The organism is Paenibacillus silvestris (assembly GCF_009882985.1).
GTDB lineage: Bacteria > Bacillota > Bacilli > Paenibacillales > NBRC-103111 > Paenibacillus_E > Paenibacillus_E silvestris.
In genome coordinates this window covers 1-24,717 of sequence record NZ_WTUZ01000033.1, presented here as the reverse complement: position 1 = coordinate 24,717, position 24,717 = coordinate 1, and the positions used below count along the sequence as shown (strand labels likewise).

Sequence of the window (24,717 nt, the reverse complement as noted above, 5' to 3'; positions counted from 1 at the left end):
ATAATTATCTGATGCTCTTCCTTGCAGCAGCCGGTGTCATGCCCAGTACTCTCTTGAACATGGCGTGAAAATGGGGCAGGCTCTCGAAGCCGCAAAGCTCCGCGATATGATGAATATTGACATCACTTTCAAAAAGCAGCTGTTTAGCGCGAATAACCCGTTTGGTAATAATGTAAGCCGTCACATTCATCCCAATCAATTGCTTGAAAACACGGCTGAAATGGGACGGCGAGACGGAGGCTTGTTTAGAAAGTGTTCTGAGCCCGATATCTTCACAGAAATGCTCATCAATATAGAGCAGCACATCCTTCATCCATACAGGAGCTACAAGGGGATCACTTGTATTGAATGTATTGCCTGAGGCCACATCACGCTGTAAAAAAAGCAGAAGCTGAAGCAGTTGTACATAAATTGCCTGCTGATAGCCAGGTCCTTCCTGCTTAAATTCGTGCTGGATCGTCTCCAGATAGTGCTCAAAGTGCTGTCTTTGCGGAAGCAGCGTTTCCAGTCTATAGTGGCGGAGCTCCACGGCCTGCTCAAAGCTCTGCAAATAGGAGAAAGATTCGCCGAACTGCGGCGCTTGAATTAGGCTAGAACTGAAATAAATGGCTGTTGAAGTAACGGGGCTTTCTTTATCCGGATTCGCGCGATGAATTATATTGCCGGGAAGAAGGAAGATGTCTCCAGCCTTCATTTCGTAGAAAGTGTGATCGATGAAAATGGTGCCTTTGCCGCGGTACACATAAACAATTTCATACCAGTCATGGAAATGCTCAGGGAGCTCGCTTTGCGAGCTTTTTGTGTGTTTATAGGCATAGGAGAACGGAAAGGTTTCATGGTTATCAAAAACTTTGTGAATAGGATGCATGTTGTGTGCTCCTTCCTTTCACTTGTCATCTCATTCTCATGATATCAAAAAAGCGTATAAATGTGCTAGAAATCAATATTTTATAGTAGAGAAATGCTGTTAAAATAAAAGAAAGCGATATCAAATATTGGACATGAAGAAGGAGAAGCGCCATGCGAATTGATGCTCACCAGCACTATTGGCGAATTGACCGCGGGGATTACGGATGGATTGGTCCTGAGCTGCCGATCCTGTATCGGGATTATGGGCCAAGCGACTTAGTACCGCACCTGCAGAAGCATAACTTGGATGCTACGATTGTTGTGCAAGCGGCGCCGACGCTGGAAGAAACGGCTTATCTACTATCATTAAGTGATGAATCTCAGACCATAGCAGGCGTAGTTGGTTGGCTTGATCTGAATGATCCGGACTATCTGCTTCATTATCAACGTTTTTCCAAGCATCCCAAATATGTAGGCTTTCGCGTCATGATTCAAGAAATGCCGGATGCGAACCGGATTCTGGAGCCTCATTTTATTGAGGCATTGCGATATTTTGCTGAGCACGACGTACCGGTCGACCTGCTTGTTGTGTCCCATCAATTAGCCCCGGTGATCGAGCTGCTGGATCAGGTTCCCGGACTGCGCGCGGTCATCGATCATATCGCGAAGCCGCGGATTGCAGGTGGCGTTCTTGAACCTTGGAAGAGCCAGATGGCAGCTATCGCGAAACATCCTAATGTGTATTGCAAGCTCTCGGGAATGGTGACAGAAGCGGATCACAACAACTGGAAGAGAGAAGATTTCACCTCGTACATCCGGCATATTCTTGAGGTATTCGGGACTGACCGCGTGATGTTCGGAAGCGATTGGCCGGTATGTTTATTAGCGGCTGGCTACGAGGATGTTGTCGAGGTACTGACCCATTCGTTACCAGAAACATGGACGCAGCACGATGATGATCGTCTATTTGGACTAAACGCGAAGGGGTTTTATAAGCTATGAAATATCGTAAATTAGGCAAAACGGGACTGGATGTCTCTGTCTTGAGTTTCGGTGCTTCCTCGCTTGGCTCTGTTTTCCGTGAAACCAACGAGGAAGAGAGCATCCGGACTGTTCATACGGCTGTTGATCTTGGTATTAATCTAATCGATGTATCCCCGTATTATGGGATAACCAAGGCGGAAACCGTATTAGGCAAAGCTATCGCACAGATGGATAGAGAGCGTTTTATTTTGACGACAAAGGCGGGGCGTTACGGCGACACTGAGTTCGATTTCTCAAAGGAACGGATTATTCGAAGCGTAGATGAAAGCTTGAAGCGGCTTCAAACGGACTATATCGATATTTTATATTTGCATGATATTGAATTCGCGGCTTTCGTTGAGGTTGTTGAGGGAGGCTTCGCAGCTCTAGATGCTGTGAAGCAATCGGGTAAAGTCCGTTATATTGGCGTTGCCGGATTACCGCTAACGGTATTTGAGAAATCGCTGGCCATTAAAGAGCTGGACTCTGTATTGTCCTATTGTCATTATTCCTTAAATGATACATCTTTGCTGGATTTAGTGCCTCTACTTGAGCAGCATCGGATCGGGCTGGTGAATGCCTCACCGCTGTCCATGGGACTGCTCAGTACTAGACCTGCTGCATCTTGGCATCCAGCGCCTCCTGATATTCATAGGATCTGCAAGGAGGCGGCGGAATACTGTGTAAGCAGAGGTGTGGAAATCGCGAAGCTAGCCGTACAATATTCGACAGCGAATGAACGGATTCCAACGACGCTGGTAAGCACCGCGAATCCGGAGAACATTCAGAAGAACATCCAATGGACAGATGAGCCGATGGATACCGAGCTGCTGCAAGAGGTTTTGGACATTTTGCAACCGATTCACAATAAGTCATGGGTCAGCGGAAGACCTGAATATAACGAAAAAGCTAACGTATAAAGGAGGGACCGCCTTGAAAGCGATCGTATGTGAACAGATTGAGCAGTTTAAATTAGTAGAGATGCAGGAGCCTGTTGTCAAAGCAGGGGAAGCCATTGTTCGTATCAAAAGAATCGGGATCTGTGGGACGGATTTGCACGCCTACAAAGGAAATCAGCCATTTTTCAGCTACCCGCGCGTATTAGGTCATGAACTCTCTGGATATATTGAGGAAATTGGCGAAGGCGTAACGGGACTGCAGGCTGGTGATCAAGTCAGTATCGTCCCTTATATGCACTGCGGGACATGTATAGCTTGTCGCAATGGGAATACGAACTGTTGCACCGATATGAAAGTGCTAGGCGTTCATACGGATGGAGGAATGAGAGAGCTGATTGCCATACCTGTCAGCCATCTCATTAAAACCGATGGGTTGTCGCTGGATGAAGCAGCTATGTTGGAGCCGCTTAGCATCGGTGCTCACGCTGTGCGGAGATCAGGGCTTCGTGCCGGCGAAACGGTACTCGTCATTGGCGCAGGGCCGATCGGGCTTGGTGTCATGGTTCTTGCGAAGCAGTTTGGCGCAACCGTCATCGCCATGGATATCAATGATGAGCGGTTAGCGTTTTGCCGCAAATGGGCAGGCGTCGATCATACCGTGAATGCGCTGCAGCAGCCGAAGGAGCAGCTGGCAGAGCTCACGAATGGCGATATGCCGACCGTTGTCTTCGATGCGACCGGGAATGCGCGGTCCATGACGGACGCCTTCGGACTTGTCGCGCACAGCGGCAAGCTCGTGTACGTTGGCCTCGTGAAGGCGGATATTAGCTTCCATGATCCCGAATTTCACAAGCGGGAGCTGACGCTGATGGGCAGCCGTAATGCAACGATGGAAGATTTCGATACGGTGCGTGAAGCGCTGCGTAGTGGCGTCATCGACATTGAGAGCTATATCACACATCGCGCTGATTTCGAGGACATGATCGGCCAGTTTGAGACTTGGCTCAAACCAGAGTCAAAGGTGATTAAAGCGATCGTCTGTTTGTAAATAAGAAGGCGCGCTGACCTGTATGCATGCAGGTAGGCGTGCCTTTTGCTTTTAATTCAGCTTATAGTTTTACATATAGACCGCATCTATAGCAAGTATCGAAACTATCGATTTTTTTAATGCTCCGACTATCCTTATAATAGAGATATAGCAGCAGCACACAAGAAATAGATGGAGGGATACTGTTGAAACAGACAACTGTTGGTATTGAAGAGTTAAGCATCAACGCCATTCGCACACTCACGATTGACGCTGTCGAGAAAGCCGCAATGGGCCATCCCGGCATGCCGATGGGTGCCGCTCCAATGGCGTACGCGCTATGGACACAGCACCTCAAACATAATCCTGCCGATGCCAAATGGGTAGACCGCGACCGATTCGTACTTTCCGCGGGACACGGCTCAATGCTGTTGTACAGCCTGCTGCACTTGAGCGGGTATGGTCTAACTTTGGACGATATCAAAAAATTCCGTCAATGGGGAAGCCTTACGCCAGGACATCCAGAATATGGTCACACAGTTGGTGTAGAAGCTACTACAGGGCCACTTGGTCAAGGTGTGGCAATGGCAGTTGGTATGGCAATGGCTGAAGCGCATCAAGCTGCCGTATATAACAAACCGAACTTCCCGATTGTTGATCATTATACGTATGCCATTTGTGGTGACGGCGATTTGATGGAAGGTGTTTCCTCAGAGGCTGCTTCCTTAGCAGGTCATTTAAAATTGGGTAAACTAATCGTGCTTTATGATTCTAACGACATTTCACTTGACGGAGATTTGAACATGTCGTTCTCCGAGAACGTTCGTACACGAATAGAATCGTATGGCTGGCAATACTTGCGCGTGGAAGAGCAAAATAATATCGAAGCGATTTCCGCAGCGATCGCAGAAGGTAAGGCTGATACAAGCCGCCCGACGCTGATTGAGATCAAAACAACGATCGGTTACGGCTCACCGAACAAAGCAGGCAAAGGCGGCCACGGCGGTACGCATGGCTCACCGCTTGGCAAAGATGAGCTGCTCCTGACGAAGCAGGCGCTGGGTTGGCCGCTTGAGCCGGATTTCTACGTACCGGCTGAAGTGTACGAGCATTTCGCCCACTACAAGGAATTGGGCGGCAAGGCTCAGAACAGCTGGGAGCAGCTGTGGAACAGCTACCAGGCTGCTTATCCTGAGCTCGCTAAGCAGTTCGAGCTCGCAAGCAGTGGTACGCTCCCGGCTGATTGGAATGCCGATGTGCCGCGCTTTACACCAGAGAGCGGCGCGATCTCTACGCGTACCGCGTCCGGTAAAGTGCTCAACGGCCTAGCGAAGCGGGTTCCTCAATTAGTCGGCGGTTCTGCCGATCTAGCGAGCTCCAACTTCACCATGCTGAACGATGACGCGGCATTCAGCGCCACGAATTACAGCGGCCGCAACTTCTGGTTCGGCGTTCGGGAATTCGCGATGGGTTCAGCACTGAACGGCATGCTGCTCCATGGTGGTTTGCGAGCCTTCGGTGGCACGTTCCTCGTGTTCAGCGATTACTTGCGCGGCGCGATCCGCTTGTCCGCGCTGATGAAGCTTCCTGTGGCGTACGTCTTCACGCACGACAGTATTGCTGTCGGCGAGGACGGCCCGACGCACCAACCGATTGAGCAGATCCCATCCTTGCGGATGATTCCGGATCTGACGTTGTTCCGTCCTGCGGACGCGAATGAAACGGCTGCGGCTTGGGAGTATGTCCTGCAAGCGCAGGAAGGACCATTCGTATTCGCGCTGTCCCGTCAGAACTTGCCGGTGCTGCCTGGCACAGACAAGCTTGCTTATGCTCATATCGGGCAAGGCGCTTATGTCCTGGCAGAGGCTGCTCCTGGAGCTGTGCCTGATGTTCAGCTCGTTGCGACTGGCTCTGAAGTTACCTTAGCACTTGACGTGAAGAAGCAGTTGGCGCAATATGGAATTGGAGCAAATGTCATTTCCATGCCAAGCCGTGAGCTGTTTGAGCAGCAATCTTTGGACGTGCAGCAGGCGGTACTTAATCCGAAAGTGAAAGCAAATGTCGTCATTGAGATGGCATATCCTGCTGGATGGGAAGAGATTACGGGTGGCGAAGGTTTTGTCGTGGGTATTCGGAAGTTCGGAGCATCCGCGAAGGCAGATCGCGTAATTCGTGAATATGGTTTTACCGCAGAAGCAATCGTACAACAAATTAGACAGAAGTATTTCCAAGATTGACCCAAAACGGGAGAAAAGGTAGGGATACACTATGAAATTGTTTATCGACACAGCCAATGTAGAAGAAATTCGTAAAGCTCACGCGTTAGGTGTTGTTGCAGGGGTAACGACAAATCCTTCCCTTATTGCCAAAGAAGGCAGAGATTTCTTCGAAACTGTACAAGAAATCGTTTCTATCGTAGGCGATGTTCCAATTAGCGCAGAAGTTGTTTCCTTGAAAGCAGAAGAAATGGTCGAGCAAGGTAAGAAATTGGCTAAAATTAGCCCGAACATTGTTATCAAGCTGCCAATGACGCTAGATGGTCTTCAAGCGACTAGCGTGTTCAGATCCCTTGGGATTCCGACGAATGTCACTTTGATCTTCTCTTCCACGCAAGCTCTGTTAGCTGCTCGTGCAGGTGCAACCTATGTTTCACCATTTATCGGGCGTTTGGACGATATTAACCAAGTCGGGATGAACCTGATTAAGGAAATCAGCCAAATTTTCCAAGTGCATAACATCAAATCCGAAATTATCTCTGCTAGCGTTCGTCACTCCGCACACGTGATTGAAGCTGCGCTTGCAGGGTCACATATCGCAACGGTGCCTTACAAAGTCATCGAGTCCATGAGCAAACATCCGCTTACAGATGCGGGTATTGAGAAGTTCTTGGCCGATTGGGAAGGCGCGAACCAAAAAACGTTCTAATAGCTTTAGAGTCCAAAGATTCGCTTTGTATAAAGCGAGTCTTTTTTCTCGTTATAGGCTATAGTATTTATAGGCATTCTACTCTATTTCATGTGATAGAAGGGGAGAGTTCAAATGATTATTAGCGATTTGAAGCATTTTGAACAAGAACGTCATCTGTGGCCCGCGGCCATAGGTCGGGGGATCGATTACATTGTGAACCGTCATCTGAGCGAGATGGAAGCAGGCAGATACGATTTGGAGGGAGATAATGGTGTCCTCATGTTTGCTAATGTGCAGGAGGTTGTCACTCGTCCAGCTGAAGAGCAATTGCCAGAGTCTCACGTTGTGTACACGGATATACAGTTCCTTGTTAGCGGCGAAGAGAAGCTTTGTTTCTATAAGCTGCATCCGGATGCTAAAGTCATCGATAACAAATTCGATACGCATGATGTCGCTTTTTATGAAACGGATCCTGCCCAGCTTGAGACAGGCATATTATTGAAGCCAGGCATGTTCGCAGTGTGCTTCCCTTCGGATATTCACCGTCCGAACTGCTCCATCACGGAGGCAAGTGCCAACAAGAAGATCGTCGTGAAAGTACATAAAGATTTGCTTCAGCTTTAAAATATAGCAAAGAGACTATCCCGTAAGGTCCGCGATGACCTGGGATAGTCTCTTTTGTATACTAAGCTTTAGCCGGAATCATTCTAGCTTGTCTCCATTTACCGAGCTGATAGTAAATCACATTCAGCGTCATAGCAACAGTGAAGCTGACGGGGAAGCTCCACCAAATCACATCAAAGCCGTATTTGTGGGAGAGCACCGTGGCGAGCGGGATTCGCACCAGCAGCAGTGCGATGAACGCCACTACGAGCGGGAATACGACGGAACCGGCGGAACGAACGACGCCTGCCACAACATTAAATACGCCGAAAATAATAAACGACCACAACGTTAAATTATTGATGTGAACCCCGAGTGCAATCGCGGACCCTTCCGGCGGAAGGAACAGCGAGACGACTTCTCGGTTGAACAACGTCAACACAACGACGATTAGGCCCGTCATCAAAATATTGACGGCTACACCGGTCCACGTAATGCGGTTCACTCGGCCCCATAAGCCTGCGCCGATGTTCTGTGCGGCCATGGAAGTAACGGCTCCGCCGATCGCCATCGCCGGCATTTGCACATAACTGGATATTTGCATGGCGACTCCAAACGCAGCCGTCGATTCAGATCCATACGAATTTACGAGATGAACGAGCAACAGATTGCTGATAGAAACGACGACCATGTTTAAACCCATGGGCACCCCTTTTTGAATTAAGGTGCGAATAATCGTCCAGTTGATGCGCAGGAGCGGGAGATCTTCTTTGGTAATCCGCAGAAAATATTTTTTGCGATACAAATATAGAATGAGCAGCACGAAGCTGATCAATTGCGCAATAAAGGTGGCAACCGCTGAGCCGGCAATGCCCATTTTCGGAAAAGGCCCGATCCCGTCAATTAAGAGTGGATTCAGGATGACGTCCAATATCGCGGATAAAAGCAAGAAATAAAATGGTGTTTTGGCATCACCAGAGCCTCGTAATATGGCCATGATCAGGTTGAATCCAAACATAAACGGAACGCCAGCAAACAAAATTCGTGTATAGACAACCGCGAGGTCCTTCACATCCGGCGGTGTGTTCATCCAGGTAAGAATGGTTGAGGAAAATAGTAATCCGAACGCGGCAACAAGAATAGAAAGAATAAAAAAGAAGACGGTACTTGTGCCGACGACTTTCTTGGCTTCGTGCGTTTTTTTCGCACCGAGATTTTGACCAATTAAAATAACGGCAGCCATCGCAAACCCGAAGATCGAGCTGATTAAAAAGAACATGATGATGTTGGCATTCGATGTCGCCGCGAGACCGCCTTCACCGAGATACTTGCCGATCCACACGGCATTGATAGAGCCGTTAAGTGTCTGAAGCACGTTGCCTAATAGAATTGGTAATGAAAATAAAATTAATGTTTTGGCAATCGGGCCTTCCGTTAGAGAGGGTCGTGCTTTTGCTGGGGTGTCCCCGTTTCCGCGCATGTTAGCCTCCTGCTGATTTTGACGTGCATTGTTATGTAATTCTTTTTTACTTTAGGAGTTCCTTTCTTTATTTTGAAATTCGGCGCTCCAGAATAAATGGACCAAAAGGAATGAAGGCGGCAAGAAAAGCTCCCAAAACTCGCCAAATTGACCAGCGGTGCAGGTATGTGACCCAAGCAATGGACAACAGATAGAGTACGAAGAAAAATCCGTGAGCCATCCCCACAAACCTTACGGCCTGCGGAAGGTCGAATGTGTATTTAAGCGGCATAGCAATGCCTAATAAAATTAGAAAAGAAATGCCTTCAACCCTTCCAACATAGCGCAAGGTGTTTAGTGATTGTTTTAGCAATATGTACAGCTCCTTTAGACGTAAGATTTATATAATCTCACTTATTTTACACCAGAAATGTGTAGGGAGTATGAACAATGCGTATCAATTGGACACAACCTAGTTTTTTTAGTAGGATAGTAGGAATAGCTTAATAATAGCTTCATAGAGGTAGGGGGAAAATCAGATGCTTCGACTTGGTGAAAGAGTCATCGTCATAGGGGACAGTTTAGAACAAAATCTGCCGATTGGCGGGTATGGATATATCATTGCTTACGACAGGAATAACGATAATATTTTCGATTACGTCATTCGTGTACCCAAAGATAATAAGCACTATTATGTGCCTGCACTGGATATAGAGTTAGAAGAAGTGCTTCTTCATGAGGAAGCGGCTCGCGTCGAGAAAGAAGCGTTGATTGATTTTGCACTGGCCACAAGGAATGAGGAATTATTCCGAAGAGTGATGAACGGCGAGGAAAGCTCAGAGCCGGAAATAGAGCGGGACAAAGAAGTGCAGTCCAGAGAAGAATTTATTAAACAAATCGGCCTGAAGGCATGGATTTAATACATGAATATGAAAAACCCGCGAAAGTAGCGGGTTTTTTTCTTTTTATCGGGAAGGCTGTTGATAAAATCAGCAAATGGTGGTACATTGATAACCGAACACAAAACTATTTTAGTATTTTAGTTCTGAGGTGCGCATATGGATGCCAAAAAACAATTAATTATGGAGTCTGCCAAGAAATCTTTCTCCTTATTCGGGTACAAAGGCACAACGATGGACCAGATCGCCAAAATTGCCGGCGTTGGCAAGGCGACGATCTATACGTTTTTTGCTAATAAAGAAGTGCTTTTGCATGACATTATTCAGTCCTTAATCTCTGAAATGAAGGCAGGAGCGGAGAAAGCACTCGCAGAAGGGACTACACCATTCGAGAAAATTCATAGCGCGCTGTATGCAATTCTCGTTTTCCGCAAAGAGCATGAGCTGCTCATTCAACTGGCTCACGAGGTGCAGCAATTTGGTAGTCCAGTTACGATCGAAGCTATGGCAAGTATCGAGACGGAGGTTGTTCAGTTTATCTCTGAACACATTGAACGTGCGATACATAATGGCACCATGAAAAATTGTGAGCCGAAAATGACGGCTTTTATTTTATTTAAGATATACGTCGCGTTAGTTTTCGATTGGGAGAAGCAGAATGAGCCTCTGACCGACGAAAGGATTTTAAAGTTGCTGCAGATGTACTTCGGCAATTTCATTAATGACTAAAATTTTTATTATTTTGTGGAGGGATTTTTTTATGCGTTTTATTCGACCAATGGTTTATTCCGCGATGGCGGTTGTCATCGGCACGAGTGCCTTTCTACTTACGTCGAAAGAAGCTACGAGTCAAACGGATGCTGTCAATCAAGTGCATCCAACAGCTTATATAGAAACGAACGAAGTGAGCGCCAGCTTTAAGGTTGGTGGCAGAGTTACTGAGGTCCTCGTGAAAGAAGGGGATGTTGTGAAAAAAGGGCAGGTGCTGGCCCGTCTGCAAAGCGCTGAGATTGAAGCGAAGGTCGCGCAGGCCAAAGCTGCCGTCTCGCTCGCGCAAGGCAAAATTGCCGAGGCGCAGGGCGCAACAGCTACTGCGGAAGCGAAGAAGCAGCAGGGTATCGCAGGTGTGAACGTGACGGCGGATACGGCTGAGCAGCAGGTCGCACAAGCCCAAGCGGCGGTTAATGCCGCGCAAGCGAAGGTGGATGCGCTGAAGAACGGCGCACGTCCGGAAGAGAAGAAGCAAGCCGAGATTCAATTCCAAGCGGCTTCGGAAGTGTACACAATTGCCGAGCAGAATTTGAATCGGATGAATGCGATGCTGGAGCAAGGTCTTGTCGCGCAAGCAGATGTAGACAAAGTGAAGGTCAGCTTCGAGGAAGCGAAGACCAAGCGTGATCTGGCGCAGCAGCAGCTGAACATGGCGAACCAAGGCCCGCGGGAGGAAGAGATTCGCGGAGCGGAAGCTTTACTGGAGCAAGCCAAAGCATCGTTGAAGCTGGCTGAGGCTAACCGCGGGACGGTGCAAGTGAGACAAGGCGATGTTGCAGCGGCTGAAGCAGCTGTGCAGCAAGCCCAAGGCGCGATTAAATCCGCGCAGTCCGGCGAGCAGCAAGCCCAAGCCGCGCAGCTGGAAGCGGAGACTTATCTGAGCTATACAGAACTGCTAGCACCGACGGATGGTGTGGTTTTATACCAATCCGCGCAAGTGGGTGAGCTTGTAGGTTCGGGCTTCCCAGTGCTTTCTATGGAATCTACGGAGAAACGTTGGGCTAAGTTTTACTTGCCAGAGACGTCAATTGCAGGACTTAAAGCGGGGAACAAAATTAATATGACCATGTTATCCACGGGCGAGAAAGTCGCAGGTACCGTTACATCTGTAGCGGCAGCACCGGATTTTGCTGTCAAAAAAGCGACTCAAACTTCAGGTGAAACGGATATCCGTTCTTTTGGAATCAAAATCGAACTGAGCACATTGCCAGACACAGCCACAACCGGCATGACCTTGCAATGGAACGGTAAAACGGAAGGATGATGAAAGAGATGGATCTTCGGATTGGCAAGCTGATAACGGAAGAATGGATGCACATTCTGAAGGACCGGCGTCTTTTTCTGATCTTGTTCTTCGTTCCCGTGATGTATACCGTGCTTTTCGGATCGATTTATGTCCACCACAAGGTCACGGAAATGGCGACTGTTGTCATCGATGAAGACCAAAGTCCGCTCAGCCGTCAGGTCATTCAAGCTTTTGAGCAGAGTGAATCGTTCGAGATTAAGAAGGAATATCACTCCGAAGAGGACGTGAAGCGTGCACTGGAGACGGGGGAAGCGAAAGTAGGATTAGTTATTCCTTCGAACTTTGAAGCGAAGCTGAAGCATGGCGAAACGTTACCGCTTCTCACTTTAATTGATGGCAGCAATATGATGATTTCGAACTCGGCGACCAAAGGCGCGAACGAAGTGATCACAACCTTCAGCATGGGGTACTCCCAGAAGAAATTACAGCTGCAGCAAGGGCTTCAGAATGAGCAGGTGATGAACACACTTTCGCCGATTCCTTACCGGTATCGGATTATGTATAACTCTACGTTTAACTATAGCGATTTTATGCTGTACGGTCTTGTGGGGGCTATCCTTCAACAAGTGTTATTTCTCGGTATTGCTTTAACGATTACTAGGGAGAAAGATGCGGGTACATGGCAACGTTTTGAGGCTTGGAGAAAGAATCCCTGGCGCATCGCGTATGCAAAGACAGCTCCCTATTTCTTGATTAACATTTTTAACACGTTTATCACCTTTGTCATTGCCTTGTATGCTTTTGGTGCTCCAATGGGCGGGAGTTTGCTTGTAGGCCTGGCCATTATTCTTAGTTTTACCTTCGCGGTTAGCGGGATTGGCTATCTCATCAGCTTGTTCTCAAGCAATCAGCTCGGGGCTACGCAAACGGCGATGCTCATCGCTGTGCCGTCCTTCATGCTTTCGGGTTTCACTTGGCCATTCGAGGCGATGCCGAAAGCTCTGCAGGTGTTCGGCCACATGCTGCCGCTCACGTATTTCTTGGACGGCGTACGCAACGTGTTCGTGAAGGGCAATGACTTCTCGGTCATTCGGCATGACTGCCTTGCGCTTATTCTTACCGGAGCTTTGACGTACTTCATCGCCATGCTGCTAACGCGTTTTGTTGTCTTTTCCAAGAAGAAAGCAGCCGTCAATCAGCCAGCGCTGCCGTCCAGCTCCAATCTCACTGCTTAATTACTTAAGGAAGGAAGCGATTTTTTTGAAAAAAACGCTCATAAGTCTCTCTACAGCTCTGTTACTCCTTTCCAGCTCAGCCTATGTTTACGCGGATTCGACTCTGGATTCCGATCAAAATGTTTATGTGAATGAGGACGTTCTGGAGACCGTATCCTCCATTAATTTAGATTACGTGCTGGATAAAGCGTTAAAAGATTCCCACAACCTTCCCATGCTCACGCTAAAATATGCCGCTCAAGGCAGCAAGAAGGCTGACTTGGAGGAGCAAGTAAACAATATGGGATCGGCATCGTTAACGCCAAGTCACCTGCCAAGCACACCTGCGGAGGTTACGAATACAGGTAATCCGCTGCTGCCGAATCTCACAGACCCTACAGATATTGCCTGGACTGTGATGCAGAATAACGCCATGAACCAGATCATGCAGGGCATGGGCGCCCTCGCTGGAGGCATGAACGCCATCATTTCCTCCCAGCGTGCGCAAATGAACACAGCGGCGCATCAGCTGGGAACGGATCAGAAGAACTCGCTGCTGCAAACCGATGAGGCCAAAGCTGGCATTCGCCTGCAGACCATCGCGCAATACGTACAACTGCTTGGTCAGAAGAAACAGCTTGCTTTTATGAATGAATACGAAGGTGTGATGGAGAAAGAGTTGCTCCGTGCAACGCTTCTTTCCGAGCAAGGTTTAGCCTCCTCGGAGGATGTGCTGACCGCACAGAAAGCCATTAACAAACAAAAGGACGATACTACGATTTTATTGAACAATTATCGTCTGGGCCTTGTGCAGTTATCTACGGATATCGGAATTTCCTATGATCCTAATCTTGTCATTCAAGATATCGAATCTATCACAATTGAGCCAGTTGTAGAGACGGACACGACGACGCTGTTGAAAGGTTCTTATCAGATGAAAACATCCGGGAATAACTTGGATGAGGCTGTATGGGCATCAGGTCACACGGTCACCCAGACTACATATGGGGACACCTACTTGGGTGTGAATTTGGCGATTACGGGGCAGAAAAATGAGCAAACCAAACTCGAACTAACCAAGAAAATTCAAAGTACCTACAATGATGCTAGAAATGCATATGCAGCCGTGCTTACCGAACAGCGGAACTTAACCGACGTTCAAGCGGATTTTCAAAAAATGAAGTTTCGCTATGAGGTGGGCGCCATCTCCAAGCATGACTTGAACAAGTTTCAGGTAAAAGTAGATCAAATTGAAACACTACTAACCGCAGCCAAGCTGAAGTATTATGTGTTAAAAGAAAAAGCAAAAGCTATGGATACTGGCTTCATCCAATAAAACCATCTCTATAATTAACCGCAGTTCCTTATTCGCAGAGGCTCCTTGGAACCTTATCTGCAAAGGGGCTGTGGTTTTTTCTGGATTGAGTTCACAAATTATCTGGGATATAATGAAAAGAATGACTAAATGCTGATTCAAAGGGGTGTAGAGAACTTGAGCATTACCAGAAAAGATGTCGATCATGTCGCGAAGTTGGCTAGACTCGATCTAAGCGAGAATGAGAAAGAACTATTTACCGGACAGCTTAATGCCATTTTAAAATATGCGGAGCAGTTGAACGGGTTGAATACCGAAGGAATAGCTCCAACGAGCCACGCTATGCCGCTAGTGAATGTCATGCGGGAAGACGTCGTTACGCCGTCGCTGCCGATTGAGAAAGTCATGGCGAACGCTCCCGAACAGGAAGACGGGCAGTTCAAAGTTCCGGCTGTTTTAGAATAGAGAATAGAGAACCATATGAAAGGGAGTGCCTGTCGTTGTCTTTGTTTGATCTAAACCTACAACAAATTCACGCGAAACTGCAAGGCAAAGAGATTACTGTTGCCGATCTCGTGGATCAATCCTATACAAGAATTGGGCAAGTGGAAAGCAAGGTTCGCGCTTTCCTTACATTAGATGAAGAGAACGCAAGACAAGCTGCGGCCAGATTGGACGAGCAGCTTGCGAGCGGTCATACGCATGGCGATTTATTCGGCCTTCCCATCGGGATCAAAGATAACATGGTCACCGAAGGTCTGAGAACGACGTGTGCTAGTAAGTTCCTATCCAACTACAATCCGATCTATGATGCGACGGTTGTCAGCAAGCTGAAAGAAGCGCAAACGGTCACCATCGGCAAGCTGAACATGGACGAGTTCGCAATGGGCGGCTCCAACGAGAACTCCGCCTTCCATCCGACCCACAATCCGTGGAACACGGATTATGTGCCTGGGGGCTCCAGCGGGGGTTCTGCTGCTGCCGTAGCGGCAGGCGAGGTGTATTTCTCGCTGGGCTCTGACACCGGCGGCTCGATTCGCCAGCCGGCTGCTTATTGCGGTATCGTCGGGCTGAAGCCGACGTACGGCCTTGTGTCCCGATATGGTCTTGTCGCGTTCGCGTCTTCGCTCGACCAAATCGGACCACTCACGAAGAACGTAGAAGATTCCGCCTATCTGCTGCAAGCTATCGCTGGCTATGATGCGAAGGATTCCACTTCTGCGAAAGTGGATATCCCTGATTATCTCAGCGCATTGACTGGGGATGTTAAGGGTCTGCGCATCGGCGTACCGAAGGAATACATGGGCAACGGGATCGACCCTGCAGTGAAAGAGAAAGTACTCGAAGCTCTTAAAGTGCTCGAAGGCTTAGGAGCAGTATGGGAAGAAGTATCCCTGCCGCATTCCGAATACGCAGTTGCAACGTACTATCTGCTTGCTTCTTCCGAAGCGTCTTCGAACCTCGCGCGTTTTGACGGGATTCGTTACGGCGTCCGTTCAGATAACGCCAACAACCTGCTGGATTTGTACCATCTCTCCCGCAGCGAAGGCTTTGGCCCTGAGGTCAAACGCCGGATCATGCTTGGAACTTATGCATTAAGTTCAGGCTACTATGATGCTTACTACTTGAAAGCACAACAAGTCCGCACATTGATCAAGCAAGATTTTGATCAAGTGTTTGAGAAATTCGATATGATCATCGGGCCAACGGCGCCGACGCCTGCTTTCAAAATTGGCGAGCAAAGCAACGACCCGCTCACGATGTATTTGAACGATATCATGACCATTCCGGTCAGCTTGGCGGGTATTCCTGCGATTAGCGTACCTTGCGGATTCGTGAATGAACTTCCGGTTGGCCTGCAAGTCATCGGCAAAGCGCTGGATGAAGCTACCCTACTGCGTGTAGCCCACGCTTTTGAGCAGCATACAGATCACCACAAGCAGCGCCCGCAATTGTAGGTTCATAGTTCATGAGTAACGAAGGAGGCATTTATTTTGTCGGCAACTGATACCCAATTTGAAACGGTCGTCGGTCTTGAAGTTCACGTGGAGCTTCATACCGCATCCAAAATATTTTGCGGTTGTGCAACCTCTTTTGGTGCACCTCCGAATACGAATACATGTCCCGTTTGTTTAGGACACCCGGGCGTATTGCCCGTACTGAATCGCCAAGCGGTGGAATATGCAATGAAAGCAGCAATGGCGTTGAACTGCACAATTTCCACACACAGCAAATTTGACCGTAAAAACTATTTTTATCCGGATTCACCGGATGCTTACCAAACTTCTCAATATGATCAGCCGATCGGCTTGAACGGTTGGGTGGATATTGAAGTGAACGGCGAAACCAAACGCATCGGCGTGACGCGCGTGCATTTGGAGGAAGATGCGGGCAAGCTGACACACGTGGATGGCGGATATGCTTCACTTGTTGACTTGAACCGTGCCGGAACACCGCTGATCGAGATCGTGTCCGAACCTGATTTGCGTTCCCCGGAGGAAGCTCGCGCTTACCTGGAGAAGCTTAGAGCAATCATGATTTACTGCGACGTGTCTGATGTGAAAATGGAGGAAGGCTCGATGCGCTGCGATGCGAACATCTCCTTGCGTCCATTCGGCCAAGAGAAGTTCGGCACGAGAGCCGAGCTGAAGAACATGAACTCGTTCCGCGGTGTCCTGAAAGGACTGGAGTACGAGGAATATCGGCAAGCGGATATTCTCCGCAGCGGCGGTGTAGTTGACCAGGAGACGCGCCGCTGGGATGATGGACAAGGCAAAACGCTCTCGATGCGCGGCAAGGAAGATGCGCACGACTACCGTTACTTCCCGGATCCGGATCTCGTTAGCCTGTATATCGACGATGCCTGGAAAGATGCCGTGAAAGCAACGATCCCTGAGTTGCCAGATGCTCGCAAAGCTAGATACAGCAGCCAGTATGGCTTGCCGAACTACGATGCGGAAGTTATCACAGCTTCTATGAAGCTGGCCAACTTCTTTGAGGAGAGCCTTAACTATACGCAGGATGCCAAAGCGGTTTCGAACTGGATCATGGGCGATCTGCTTGGATATTTGAATGCGAACAACCTTGAGCTTGCAGATGTCAAAGTGACGGGCAAAGGTCTTGGCGAAATGATCGGACTGATCGAAAAAGGCACCATTTCTAATAAAATTGCCAAAACCGTCTTTAAAGAAATGATCGAATCCGGCAAAGAGCCACAGAAGATCGTGGAAGAACAAGGACTCGTTCAGATCAGCGACGAAGGCGCGATCAAAGCTGTTGTCGAGCAAGTTGTTGACAATAGCCCGCAATCGGTTGCTGATTTCAAGGCAGGTAAAGAGAAAGCCGTTGGCTTCTTGGTCGGTCAAGTTATGAAAGAAACCAAGGGCAAAGCAAATCCGGGGCTCGTTAACAAATTAATTCTGGAGTGCCTGAACAGCAAATGATAAAGTAAAGTGGTGATCCTAATGGATACCACTTTTTTTCATTTGAAGGAGGCTTCCGCATGTCTATACACTTGCTTTCTCTGCACACCAATGAGGAAATCTTGCACCTGTTAGCCCTTCAAATTGCTTCCTATCGCGTTGAAGCTGATCTGATTGGCTTTGAAGACATCCCTCCCCTTAAAGATGGCATTCAGTCTATACGCGAGGCTGAGGAGACGTTCTATGGCTATTACGTGCAGGAAGAGAACGAACGTAAGTTGGTTGGTGCGATTTCCTACTCCCGGGAAGGTTGTGTAGTCACGATCTGCCGGATGATGGTTCATCCTCATTTTTTTAGGCGCGGTATTGCTAGAGCGCTTTTGGAACATATACTACATAAACAAGAGAATAATGGTGTACAACTTTTTATTGTATCTACAGGTACGGCAAACCTGCCTGCTACCCGGCTTTATCAAAGCTTTGGTTTTGCAGTTAAGCGGGTATTCACAGTTCCTCCTGGCGTGTCATTAACGACCTTTGAGCGTCCAGGGAGTCATCCGGTAAAATAAGGAGGCGAGAACATCGTGAGCAATCCATGGGTTATTGATCAAGTTCATATCACCATCAGGTTATTCTTGGCGCTATTTCTGGGTGGCTTAATCGGATTTGAGCGGGAAGTTAGCTCTCATGCAGCAGGACTTCGCACACACATTTTGGTCTGTGTAGGCTCAGCGCTTGTCATGCTGCTCTCCATGTATGGATTTAGCGCTTTTGTGAACGAAGTGAACGTGCGCTTAGATCCGTCGCGGTTAGCGGCGCAAGTCATCAGTGGCATCGGGTTCCTAGGTGCTGGAACCATTATCTTTAACGGAAGATCCATTACAGGACTTACGACGGCGGCCTCCCTCTGGGTGGTGGCTGGGATTGGGCTTGCTGTCGGAGCGGGTTTTTATTATCCAGCCGTCCTGGCTTGCTTTATGGTCTTGATATCCTTGTGGATTCTGAATAAAGTGGAACAGAAATTTTTTAACGGGAAAAAAATTCGCATTCTCAAAATTCAGGCCGTTGATCAGCCAGGTACGCTCGGTGTGATTACAACCCTTTTAGGTAAACAGAAAGTCGATATTCGCAAAATTACATTGGAAGTACAAGAGAATGATGACAAGCCTAACCATGTTCAAATTACGTTTCATGTGACGATTCCTAAGCCATCCATCATTGTCTCCGTGCTTGAAGGAATTAATCAAATTGATGGAGTAAGCGGTGTAACGATGGAAAAAGGAAAAAGTTGAAGGGGTTCTCCCGCGGATGGCGTCTAAGTTATAAGACGAGAGACAAAGGGGGAAGCAAGGCATGGACAATTTGACGGATGAGCAGCTGATCGACCGGGTCCGTCAAGGTCATTCCGATGCTTATCGTGTGCTGGTAGAGCGACACAAAAGTTATATTTACACACTTGTATACCGCATGGTAGGACATAAGGAAACTGCCGAAGATTTGACCCAGGACGTATTCGTCAAGCTGTTTCGATCTTTATCCCATTTTCGTGGGGAGGCTAAGTTCACAACTTGGCTTTATCGCATGACAACGAATCTGGTGACCGATTATCGGCGTTCACAGAAGCGCAAACCTTATGAAGCGCTGCTTGATAAAATGAAGGGCTGGTTCTCGGACAGCAAAGAGCAACCGGAAGAAAGGGCTCTGCTCAAGGACGAACAAGAGCAGATGCAGGGCTTATTGTCTGAGCTTCCTGACAAATACAGACTCATTATGTATTTGTATCATTATAAGCAGCTGTCTTATCAAGAGATGTCCGAGGCAACCGGTTTGCCTGTGAAGACGCTCGAAACTAGATTATACCGGGGAAAAGCGATGCTCAAAGAAAAATGGTTGGAGGTGAACCCGCATGAATCCCAAGCAACAAGAAGACATCCGGCTCACGCAGTACCTAAATAAGCTGTTAGATGAGCTTCCGCTTAACGAACCAAGCCCCTTGTTGACGGATCGTATCATGCGCGCTGTCCAAGCTGATGAGATCCCTGTGCAGCCAAACAATTCGCAGGTTCACCGGAGAAAGGCTTGGGTCAATGGACTCGTTGCGACTGCAGCAACCGTTCTATTGTTCCAGCTCGGAGTCATTCATAAGATCATGAACATTGATATGGGTATTCATCAACTTACAACGTATATCCAACACTTATCTGAGTTATTATGACCAGAAGAACGGAGGTTTTTCACATGGCTATGCCCAAGGACAACTCTCATATTCCCCCCTATTCAACAGATTCCTCCTATCCAAACTATGCGCCATATTATCCTATTCCTAGGAAGCGCAAATGGGTCGCAGGCGTGTTATCTTTTATTGTCCCAGGTACTGGGCATTTCTACTTAGGTCTCATGCAGCGTGGCTTATTTTTGATGATGCTGTTGATCCTTGACATTTTTATTATTACATCGTTAACTTCTCAGAATGATACAAGCGTAGCTGCGGTCACCCTCTTTGCACTGTTTATTCCTGTGATTTATTTCTACAACCTTTTTGATGCCCTTCAAATTACGGATTATGTGAATCGGCGCAATGAACTTGGCGAATTTGCAGGGTCCTATGACCACGAGTTCCATGATCCTTTACAGAAGTTGATCAAAGGGACCAACATGGGTGTACTGCTTGTCGCTGCTGGCGTACTTTTTTTTCTGCTCAGCAATAAGCCTGCTTGGGTTACGGGACTATTCGATTTCATGGGCTCCTATTTAGGCTCAATGGCTCTCGTTCTTGGAGGGTTAGCTCTGTATATCATCGATTCTCGTAAAAATAAGCACTGACCCACAGGCGAATCCGCATAACCGTGATTGACAAAAGGGAATGACCACACGTACAATATAATGTAAGGTTTTATTGACTAACAGCGGGTGGTGTGTAACATGGCAGCACAATTAGAACAAGCATTAGCTAAATTGAAAACAACAGGTGTTCGAATGACGCCTCAGCGTCATGCGATTTTATCCTATTTGCTGGACTCCATGACGCATCCGACAGCAGATGATATTTATAAGTCCCTAGAATCCAAATTTCCTAACATGAGCGTAGCGACTGTTTACAATAATCTTAAAGTTTTTATTGAATCGGGTCTCGTTCGGGAACTAACTTATGGAGATAGCTCGAGTCGCTTTGATGCGGATATGACAGACCATTACCATGCGGTTTGCGAAGTGTGCGGCAAGATAGCGGACTTTGAATACCCGCCTCTTCATGATATTGAGACAACTGCTGCCGGGCAAACAGGTTTTCAGGTTGGCGGCTACCGGTTAGAGGTTTATGGCGTCTGTCCAGATTGCACAGGGGTTACCAAGCATTGACTTTCGTAGAATTCCTCATAACCTGTTCCTATGTTGTATAATGAAACGTGATCGTACCTTCCTATAAACTTGGAGGTAAGTGAGCGTTTTTTTCTTTTTATATCGCATATAAGGAAGTGAAATCTTGCAGCACCGCAGAAAATCGTCCAAGAAAATCCTACTAATCAGTTCGCTTATTATCGGGATGTTTGCCGCAGGTGCGGCTTCATTTCTATGGCAGCAGTACGCGCCTAATCATACGAAAGTCGAAACTGAATACCACGAGTTAACCAAGCCGGTCTTTTACCAAGGGAATTATTATAAGTCAAGCGCGATTGGTGAAAAAGAGGGGCTGAAGCTCCCATTGGAGCTTATTCAGGAATGGATCGACCCTTCTATCCTCTATGAAAAAAGCAGCGATTCCGTGATCATCACGACCAAAGATAAAGTGCTTCGATTGAAAACGACCGAGCTTTCGGCATTGATGAATGAGAAACCGATCACATTGTCTTTTCCTGTTGAGAAGAAAGGGAGCGACATCTATGTGCCGATAGAGCCGCTGCGTCAACTGTACCCTTTTGAAATTAGAGAGTCCGATCAGTCAGGTGCCGTTCTTTTATTTAAAAAAGGTGAAGTCCTCAAATGGGCGAAGCATATGGACTCCGAAGCTGTGCCGCTGCGTACTTTTGCTTCGATTAAAGCACCTATCGTATCAAGCATCGCCGGAGGCGAGCAGGTCATGCTGCTTGGGGAAGAGGAAGAATGGTATCGGGTTCAGCAGACTAGCGGTCCGATTGGGTATGTACGGAAAACGGATATTCAGATTGATCATGATGAAACGATTCCCGTTCAGGAAGATACATCGTCCTATGTGCCTTGGAAGCCGCCAGCAGGTAAGCTAAACCTGACATGGGAACATGTCATTAGCAAAAATCCCGATACAACGAAGATTGGCGATATGACTGGCCTGCAAGTGGTTAGTCCTACCTGGTTCTCTTTGTCGGATGGAGAAGGGCGCCTGAAGAACTTAGCCGATGCGGCTTATGTCAAATGGGCGCAAACCCAAAATTATCAGGTTTGGGCGCTCTTCAGCAACGGTTTTGACCCTGATGTGACGAATAAAGCGCTATCGACCTATGATAGCCGTATGAAAATCATTAAGCAGTTGCTTGGTTTTGCGCAAACGTATAAACTGCAAGGCTTTAACATTGATTTTGAAAATGTATATCTTAAGGATAAAGAAAATCTCACGCAATTTGTCCGTGAAATGACTCCCTTTATGCATGAACAAGGCCTGGCAGTGTCCATTGATGTAACGCCCAAATCAACCAACGAGATGTGGTCCATGTTTTATGACCGAACAGCGCTTGCTGAGGTGGTTGATTATATGATGGTGATGGCCTATGACGAATATTGGGCCACCAGTCCCAAGTCGGGTTCCGTGTCTTCGTTGCCATGGACAGAAAGTTCGGTAAAGCAAATACTCAATGCGGATAAGGTTCCACCTTCTAAGCTGGTCCTAGGCGTGCCTTTTTATACACGCCAGTGGACAGAAGAGACGAAAAATGGCAAATTTACGACTACTTCCAAAACTTTAACCATGGAAGCAGCTGCAGCCATTATCAAAGATAAAAAGCTAACCCCAACGTATTTGCCGGATACTGGCCAAAATTATGTGGAGTACAAAGATGGCGAGAAGCTCATTCGCATCTGGTTGGAGGATGAAACCTCGATGAAAGCACGGCTTGATCTCGTCAAGAAGTACAATCTGGCAGGCGTAGCCTCTTGGAGAAGAGGATTCGAGCAGTCACCGATGTGGAAAGTCATCCAGGATGGCTTAGTTCCATCAACGCCATAAAAAAAGCCGATCCCCTTAGTCTTAAGGGATCGGCTTTTTGCTATTTGTGAGCATCAATGAGGCTTATGCTCATGATCTCTGTTCGGCTCTAGCGGGATCGCTTGTGCGGCTGCAGTTTCATTCTCAGCTGTAGGCTGATACTGAGGATCAACGGTGAGAATTGTTTTGCAGAACATGCAGCGATCTGTTTTTCCTAGCATTTTTGTTCTTCTTCCGCACTCCGGACAATCAAGCGCAATCGCTGATGTAGACAGCATGCCAGCCCAGAAGTAAATACCCATACTGACCAGCATGGTGACCATCCCGATAATCATGAAGATTACAGCAGCAATTCGTCCTGCTTTTCCCCAATCAAAAACGATCCCCGCTAATCCTATAATCATAAGCAGCATGCCGCCCATTGTTAGCGCTAGACCCCACAAGCGGAATTCATTAACCTTACTTGATCTGAAACGCACGCGTTGTTCCCCCCATAAATTAGCTATCAGTTTTGTATGATTTGTCACAGAATAGAGCAGGAAACTCCTCTTGCATTGTAGAAATAAGATAAAAACAATTGGAGACAGGAGCTTTGGACACCCATGGGAATTGATAAAGAGCAGTTTTTGCTTAAGTTCCGAAATGACGATCGGATCATTAGTGTCATGGCGGTTGATAATCCTAAGCAACTTCCCTCACTTACAGATGGCTTTGATATACTTCTGCTTATCGTAACGAACGACCTGAGCCTGAACAATCATACTACTAATTATATAAGAGACGATTCTCGGATACAAGAAAGGTGGGTAGATCCCTCCTCCATTGAACAATGGATACGTCAAGGTCATAACCGAAATATCCTTCACTGGCTGCTAAAAGGGGAGATACTTCTGGATCAGAATACGTATTTAGAAGGACTGCGCCATCGTATACTTGAATTTCCAGCTGACTTGCGCGAGCATAAGCTCCTTGTTGAGTTCTCTCTTTTTCTGCGTAAATATCTTCAAAGCAAAGAATATATCTTGGATGAGCACTTGCTTGATGCTTACAATAACATTCTAGAAGCCCTGCATCACTGGGCTCGTATTGTCATCATTGAGGATGGCTATCACCCGGAAATTACGGTGTGGAGGCAGATTCGCGCAATAAATCCTGGTGTGTACAAGCTTTATGAGGAATTGACCATGAGCAAAGAGACACTGAAGCAACGAGTTCAGCTCGTTTTGCTTGCCTGTGAGTTTTCGGTTATGTCCAAAATGGAAAGATGCTGTGAGGCCTTTATCCAAATCCTCAGAGAAAACGATAAAGCGTTTAGTGCAGATGAACTTCAACAGCATGGTCAATTAGTTGAAATTAAAACAGAACTTCCTTTATTGCTGAATAAGCTCGTCAAAAAAGGTTTGATTAAAGAAGTCGCTGTTCTCATCGATGAAGAAACCTCAGAGATTGAGCTGCGGTATACGGGCGTATAAGGGCAACTTCCAATGGGAATCAGATGTTAATCTGGTTCTTTTTTTATTTTTTATTTATTGCTTGACTTTAATTGCGAATCTATGATAAATTAACTCTCGCCGCTAAAAACGGCTCACATGGAAAGCGAAAGTGGTACAAGGATGTAAGCGAAGCAAGAAAAAAGAAAAATAAAAAAAGCTTGCATTGATTGGCTCGAATGTGATATATTATAAAAGTCGCCGCTAAACGGATGGCGAAGAAATACGAAGAAATTGATCTTTGAAAACTGAACAACGAGTGAGTAAGCACGAACGAGAAATCGTTCAAAAATAGAGATTACATAAACATAATCTCGCTAGCAAGTCAATGAGTACAATTAAGCTTTTCTACTATGGAGAGTTTGATCCTGGCTCAGGACGAACGCTGGCGGCGTGCCTAATACATGCAAGTCGAGCGGA

The 24,717-nt window shown here is 47.2% G+C and carries 26 protein-coding genes and 1 rRNA gene; 23 read left to right on the top strand and 4 right to left on the bottom strand.

Features of this window, described 5'->3' with window-relative positions; genetic code table 11:
* Positions 1 to 4: 4 nt before the first annotated feature.
* Positions 5 to 868, bottom strand: a complete 864-nt coding sequence (locus GQF01_RS26630) for an AraC family transcriptional regulator (RefSeq protein WP_161409996.1) — start codon at positions 866 to 868, stop codon at positions 5 to 7.
* A gap of 152 nt (positions 869 to 1,020) precedes the next feature.
* On the opposite strand from GQF01_RS26630, the gene GQF01_RS26625 reads away from it, so the two are divergent.
* The 6 genes from GQF01_RS26625 (at position 1,021) to GQF01_RS26600 (ending at position 7,329) form a co-directional block, all read left to right on the top strand.
* Positions 1,021 to 1,851: an amidohydrolase family protein gene (locus GQF01_RS26625; protein WP_161409995.1), complete on the top strand. Its 831-nt coding sequence runs from the start codon at positions 1,021 to 1,023 to the stop codon at positions 1,849 to 1,851.
* On the top strand, positions 1,848 to 2,792 hold the full coding sequence (locus GQF01_RS26620; RefSeq protein WP_161409994.1) for an aldo/keto reductase: 945 nt from the start codon (positions 1,848 to 1,850) through the stop codon (positions 2,790 to 2,792). Before GQF01_RS26625 ends, GQF01_RS26620 begins: the two co-directional genes overlap by 4 nt.
* 13 nt (positions 2,793 to 2,805) lie before the next feature.
* Complete coding sequence (locus GQF01_RS26615) at positions 2,806 to 3,819, top strand: zinc-binding alcohol dehydrogenase family protein (protein WP_161409993.1); 1,014 nt, start codon at positions 2,806 to 2,808, stop codon at positions 3,817 to 3,819.
* A gap of 185 nt (positions 3,820 to 4,004) precedes the next feature.
* The gene (gene tkt / locus GQF01_RS26610; protein WP_161409992.1) at positions 4,005 to 6,035 is read left to right on the top strand and encodes a transketolase; all 2,031 of its coding nucleotides are present in this window, start codon (positions 4,005 to 4,007) and stop codon (positions 6,033 to 6,035) included.
* A 31-nt stretch (positions 6,036 to 6,066) separates the two neighbouring features.
* Positions 6,067 to 6,723, top strand: coding sequence for a fructose-6-phosphate aldolase (gene fsa / locus GQF01_RS26605; RefSeq protein ID WP_161409991.1), 657 nt, complete (start codon positions 6,067 to 6,069; stop codon positions 6,721 to 6,723).
* 114 nt (positions 6,724 to 6,837) lie between these two features.
* Positions 6,838 to 7,329, top strand: a complete 492-nt coding sequence (locus tag GQF01_RS26600) for a YhcH/YjgK/YiaL family protein (RefSeq protein WP_161409990.1) — start codon at positions 6,838 to 6,840, stop codon at positions 7,327 to 7,329.
* A gap of 61 nt (positions 7,330 to 7,390) precedes the next feature.
* Here GQF01_RS26600 and GQF01_RS26595 read toward each other — a convergent pair whose 3' ends face one another.
* Together GQF01_RS26595 and GQF01_RS26590 are read right to left on the bottom strand one after the other, a co-directional pair.
* On the bottom strand, positions 7,391 to 8,788 hold the full coding sequence (locus tag GQF01_RS26595; protein ID WP_161409989.1) for an MATE family efflux transporter: 1,398 nt from the start codon (positions 8,786 to 8,788) through the stop codon (positions 7,391 to 7,393).
* A 67-nt stretch (positions 8,789 to 8,855) separates the two neighbouring features.
* Positions 8,856 to 9,140 carry a DUF3817 domain-containing protein gene (locus GQF01_RS26590; RefSeq protein WP_161409988.1) on the bottom strand — a complete coding sequence of 95 codons (285 nt, stop codon included), beginning with the start codon at positions 9,138 to 9,140 and terminating at the stop codon, positions 8,856 to 8,858.
* A 166-nt stretch (positions 9,141 to 9,306) separates the two neighbouring features.
* On the opposite strand from GQF01_RS26590, the gene GQF01_RS26585 reads away from it, so the two are divergent.
* The 15 genes from GQF01_RS26585 to GQF01_RS26515 all read left to right on the top strand — a co-directional run bounded on the left by GQF01_RS26585 (position 9,307) and on the right by GQF01_RS26515 (position 22,828).
* On the top strand, positions 9,307 to 9,687 hold the full coding sequence (locus GQF01_RS26585; RefSeq protein ID WP_161409987.1) for an ATPase: 381 nt from the start codon (positions 9,307 to 9,309) through the stop codon (positions 9,685 to 9,687).
* Positions 9,688 to 9,825: 138 nt separating this feature from the next.
* Positions 9,826 to 10,395 (top strand): TetR/AcrR family transcriptional regulator, encoded by a 570-nt coding sequence (locus tag GQF01_RS26580; RefSeq protein ID WP_161409986.1) that lies wholly within the window; start codon positions 9,826 to 9,828, stop codon positions 10,393 to 10,395.
* Positions 10,396 to 10,426: 31 nt separating this feature from the next.
* Positions 10,427 to 11,701 (top strand): HlyD family secretion protein, encoded by a 1,275-nt coding sequence (locus GQF01_RS26575; protein ID WP_161409985.1) that lies wholly within the window; start codon positions 10,427 to 10,429, stop codon positions 11,699 to 11,701.
* Between the two features lie 8 nt (positions 11,702 to 11,709).
* On the top strand, positions 11,710 to 12,918 hold the full coding sequence (locus GQF01_RS26570; RefSeq protein WP_235960523.1) for an ABC transporter permease: 1,209 nt from the start codon (positions 11,710 to 11,712) through the stop codon (positions 12,916 to 12,918).
* A gap of 25 nt (positions 12,919 to 12,943) precedes the next feature.
* Entirely contained in the window at positions 12,944 to 14,233 is a 1,290-nt protein-coding gene (locus GQF01_RS26565; RefSeq protein ID WP_161409984.1) for a TolC family protein, read from the top strand.
* 156 nt (positions 14,234 to 14,389) lie between these two features.
* On the top strand, positions 14,390 to 14,677 hold the full coding sequence (gatC, locus tag GQF01_RS26560; RefSeq protein ID WP_145669695.1) for an Asp-tRNA(Asn)/Glu-tRNA(Gln) amidotransferase subunit GatC: 288 nt from the start codon (positions 14,390 to 14,392) through the stop codon (positions 14,675 to 14,677).
* 35 nt (positions 14,678 to 14,712) lie between these two features.
* On the top strand, positions 14,713 to 16,170 hold the full coding sequence (gene gatA / locus GQF01_RS26555; RefSeq protein ID WP_161409983.1) for an Asp-tRNA(Asn)/Glu-tRNA(Gln) amidotransferase subunit GatA: 1,458 nt from the start codon (positions 14,713 to 14,715) through the stop codon (positions 16,168 to 16,170).
* Between the two features lie 33 nt (positions 16,171 to 16,203).
* Complete coding sequence (gene gatB / locus GQF01_RS26550) at positions 16,204 to 17,655, top strand: Asp-tRNA(Asn)/Glu-tRNA(Gln) amidotransferase subunit GatB (protein ID WP_328803546.1); 1,452 nt, start codon at positions 16,204 to 16,206, stop codon at positions 17,653 to 17,655.
* A 59-nt stretch (positions 17,656 to 17,714) separates the two neighbouring features.
* Positions 17,715 to 18,203: a GNAT family N-acetyltransferase gene (locus GQF01_RS26545; protein ID WP_161409981.1), complete on the top strand. Its 489-nt coding sequence runs from the start codon at positions 17,715 to 17,717 to the stop codon at positions 18,201 to 18,203.
* A 15-nt stretch (positions 18,204 to 18,218) separates the two neighbouring features.
* Positions 18,219 to 18,926 carry an MgtC/SapB family protein gene (locus GQF01_RS26540; protein WP_161409980.1) on the top strand — a complete coding sequence of 236 codons (708 nt, stop codon included), beginning with the start codon at positions 18,219 to 18,221 and terminating at the stop codon, positions 18,924 to 18,926.
* 61 nt (positions 18,927 to 18,987) lie between these two features.
* The gene (locus GQF01_RS26535; protein WP_161409979.1) at positions 18,988 to 19,590 is read left to right on the top strand and encodes an RNA polymerase sigma factor; all 603 of its coding nucleotides are present in this window, start codon (positions 18,988 to 18,990) and stop codon (positions 19,588 to 19,590) included.
* A complete protein-coding gene (locus GQF01_RS26530) occupies positions 19,541 to 19,849 on the top strand; it encodes a hypothetical protein (protein WP_161409978.1) in 309 nt (102 codons plus the stop codon). The genes GQF01_RS26535 and GQF01_RS26530 overlap by 50 nt, the downstream gene beginning before the upstream one ends.
* Before the next feature lie 23 nt (positions 19,850 to 19,872).
* On the top strand, positions 19,873 to 20,457 hold the full coding sequence (locus tag GQF01_RS26525) for a DUF6677 family protein (RefSeq protein WP_161409977.1): 585 nt from the start codon (positions 19,873 to 19,875) through the stop codon (positions 20,455 to 20,457).
* 99 nt (positions 20,458 to 20,556) lie between these two features.
* Entirely contained in the window at positions 20,557 to 20,991 is a 435-nt protein-coding gene (gene perR / locus GQF01_RS26520; protein ID WP_127458252.1) for a peroxide-responsive transcriptional repressor PerR, read from the top strand.
* A gap of 124 nt (positions 20,992 to 21,115) precedes the next feature.
* Positions 21,116 to 22,828 (top strand): glycosyl hydrolase family 18 protein, encoded by a 1,713-nt coding sequence (locus GQF01_RS26515; RefSeq protein WP_235960521.1) that lies wholly within the window; start codon positions 21,116 to 21,118, stop codon positions 22,826 to 22,828.
* 53 nt (positions 22,829 to 22,881) lie between these two features.
* Here GQF01_RS26515 and GQF01_RS26510 read toward each other — a convergent pair whose 3' ends face one another.
* A complete protein-coding gene (locus GQF01_RS26510) occupies positions 22,882 to 23,286 on the bottom strand; it encodes a DUF2614 family zinc ribbon-containing protein (protein WP_161409976.1) in 405 nt (134 codons plus the stop codon).
* 123 nt (positions 23,287 to 23,409) lie between these two features.
* On the opposite strand from GQF01_RS26510, the gene GQF01_RS26505 reads away from it, so the two are divergent.
* Entirely contained in the window at positions 23,410 to 24,279 is an 870-nt protein-coding gene (locus GQF01_RS26505) for a nucleotidyltransferase-like protein (protein WP_161409975.1), read from the top strand.
* A gap of 368 nt (positions 24,280 to 24,647) precedes the next feature.
* Positions 24,648 to 24,717: ribosomal RNA gene (locus tag GQF01_RS26500) — 16S ribosomal RNA — on the top strand; the annotation flags it as partial.

Bases quoted from the DNA above. Each gene is read 5' to 3' on its own strand.
- GQF01_RS26570 (WP_235960523.1), top strand. From the start codon at position 11,710: ATGGATCTTCGGATTGGCAAGCTGATAACGGAAGAATGGATGCACATT.
- GQF01_RS26575 (WP_161409985.1), top strand. From the start codon at position 10,427: ATGCGTTTTATTCGACCAATGGTTTATTCCGCGATGGCGGTTGTCATC.
- GQF01_RS26535 (WP_161409979.1), top strand. From the start codon at position 18,988: ATGGACAATTTGACGGATGAGCAGCTGATCGACCGGGTCCGTCAAGGT.
- GQF01_RS26630 (WP_161409996.1), bottom strand. From the start codon at position 868: ATGCATCCTATTCACAAAGTTTTTGATAACCATGAAACCTTTCCGTTC.
- GQF01_RS26585 (WP_161409987.1), top strand. From the start codon at position 9,307: ATGCTTCGACTTGGTGAAAGAGTCATCGTCATAGGGGACAGTTTAGAA.
- GQF01_RS26595 (WP_161409989.1), bottom strand. From the start codon at position 8,788: ATGCGCGGAAACGGGGACACCCCAGCAAAAGCACGACCCTCTCTAACG.
- GQF01_RS26620 (WP_161409994.1), top strand. From the start codon at position 1,848: ATGAAATATCGTAAATTAGGCAAAACGGGACTGGATGTCTCTGTCTTG.
- GQF01_RS26600 (WP_161409990.1), top strand. From the start codon at position 6,838: ATGATTATTAGCGATTTGAAGCATTTTGAACAAGAACGTCATCTGTGG.
- perR (WP_127458252.1), top strand. From the start codon at position 20,557: ATGGCAGCACAATTAGAACAAGCATTAGCTAAATTGAAAACAACAGGT.
- GQF01_RS26505 (WP_161409975.1), top strand. From the start codon at position 23,410: ATGGGAATTGATAAAGAGCAGTTTTTGCTTAAGTTCCGAAATGACGAT.
- GQF01_RS26530 (WP_161409978.1), top strand. From the start codon at position 19,541: ATGAATCCCAAGCAACAAGAAGACATCCGGCTCACGCAGTACCTAAAT.
- GQF01_RS26625 (WP_161409995.1), top strand. From the start codon at position 1,021: ATGCGAATTGATGCTCACCAGCACTATTGGCGAATTGACCGCGGGGAT.
- GQF01_RS26525 (WP_161409977.1), top strand. From the start codon at position 19,873: ATGGCTATGCCCAAGGACAACTCTCATATTCCCCCCTATTCAACAGAT.
- fsa (WP_161409991.1), top strand. From the start codon at position 6,067: ATGAAATTGTTTATCGACACAGCCAATGTAGAAGAAATTCGTAAAGCT.
- GQF01_RS26580 (WP_161409986.1), top strand. From the start codon at position 9,826: ATGGATGCCAAAAAACAATTAATTATGGAGTCTGCCAAGAAATCTTTC.
- GQF01_RS26545 (WP_161409981.1), top strand. From the start codon at position 17,715: ATGTCTATACACTTGCTTTCTCTGCACACCAATGAGGAAATCTTGCAC.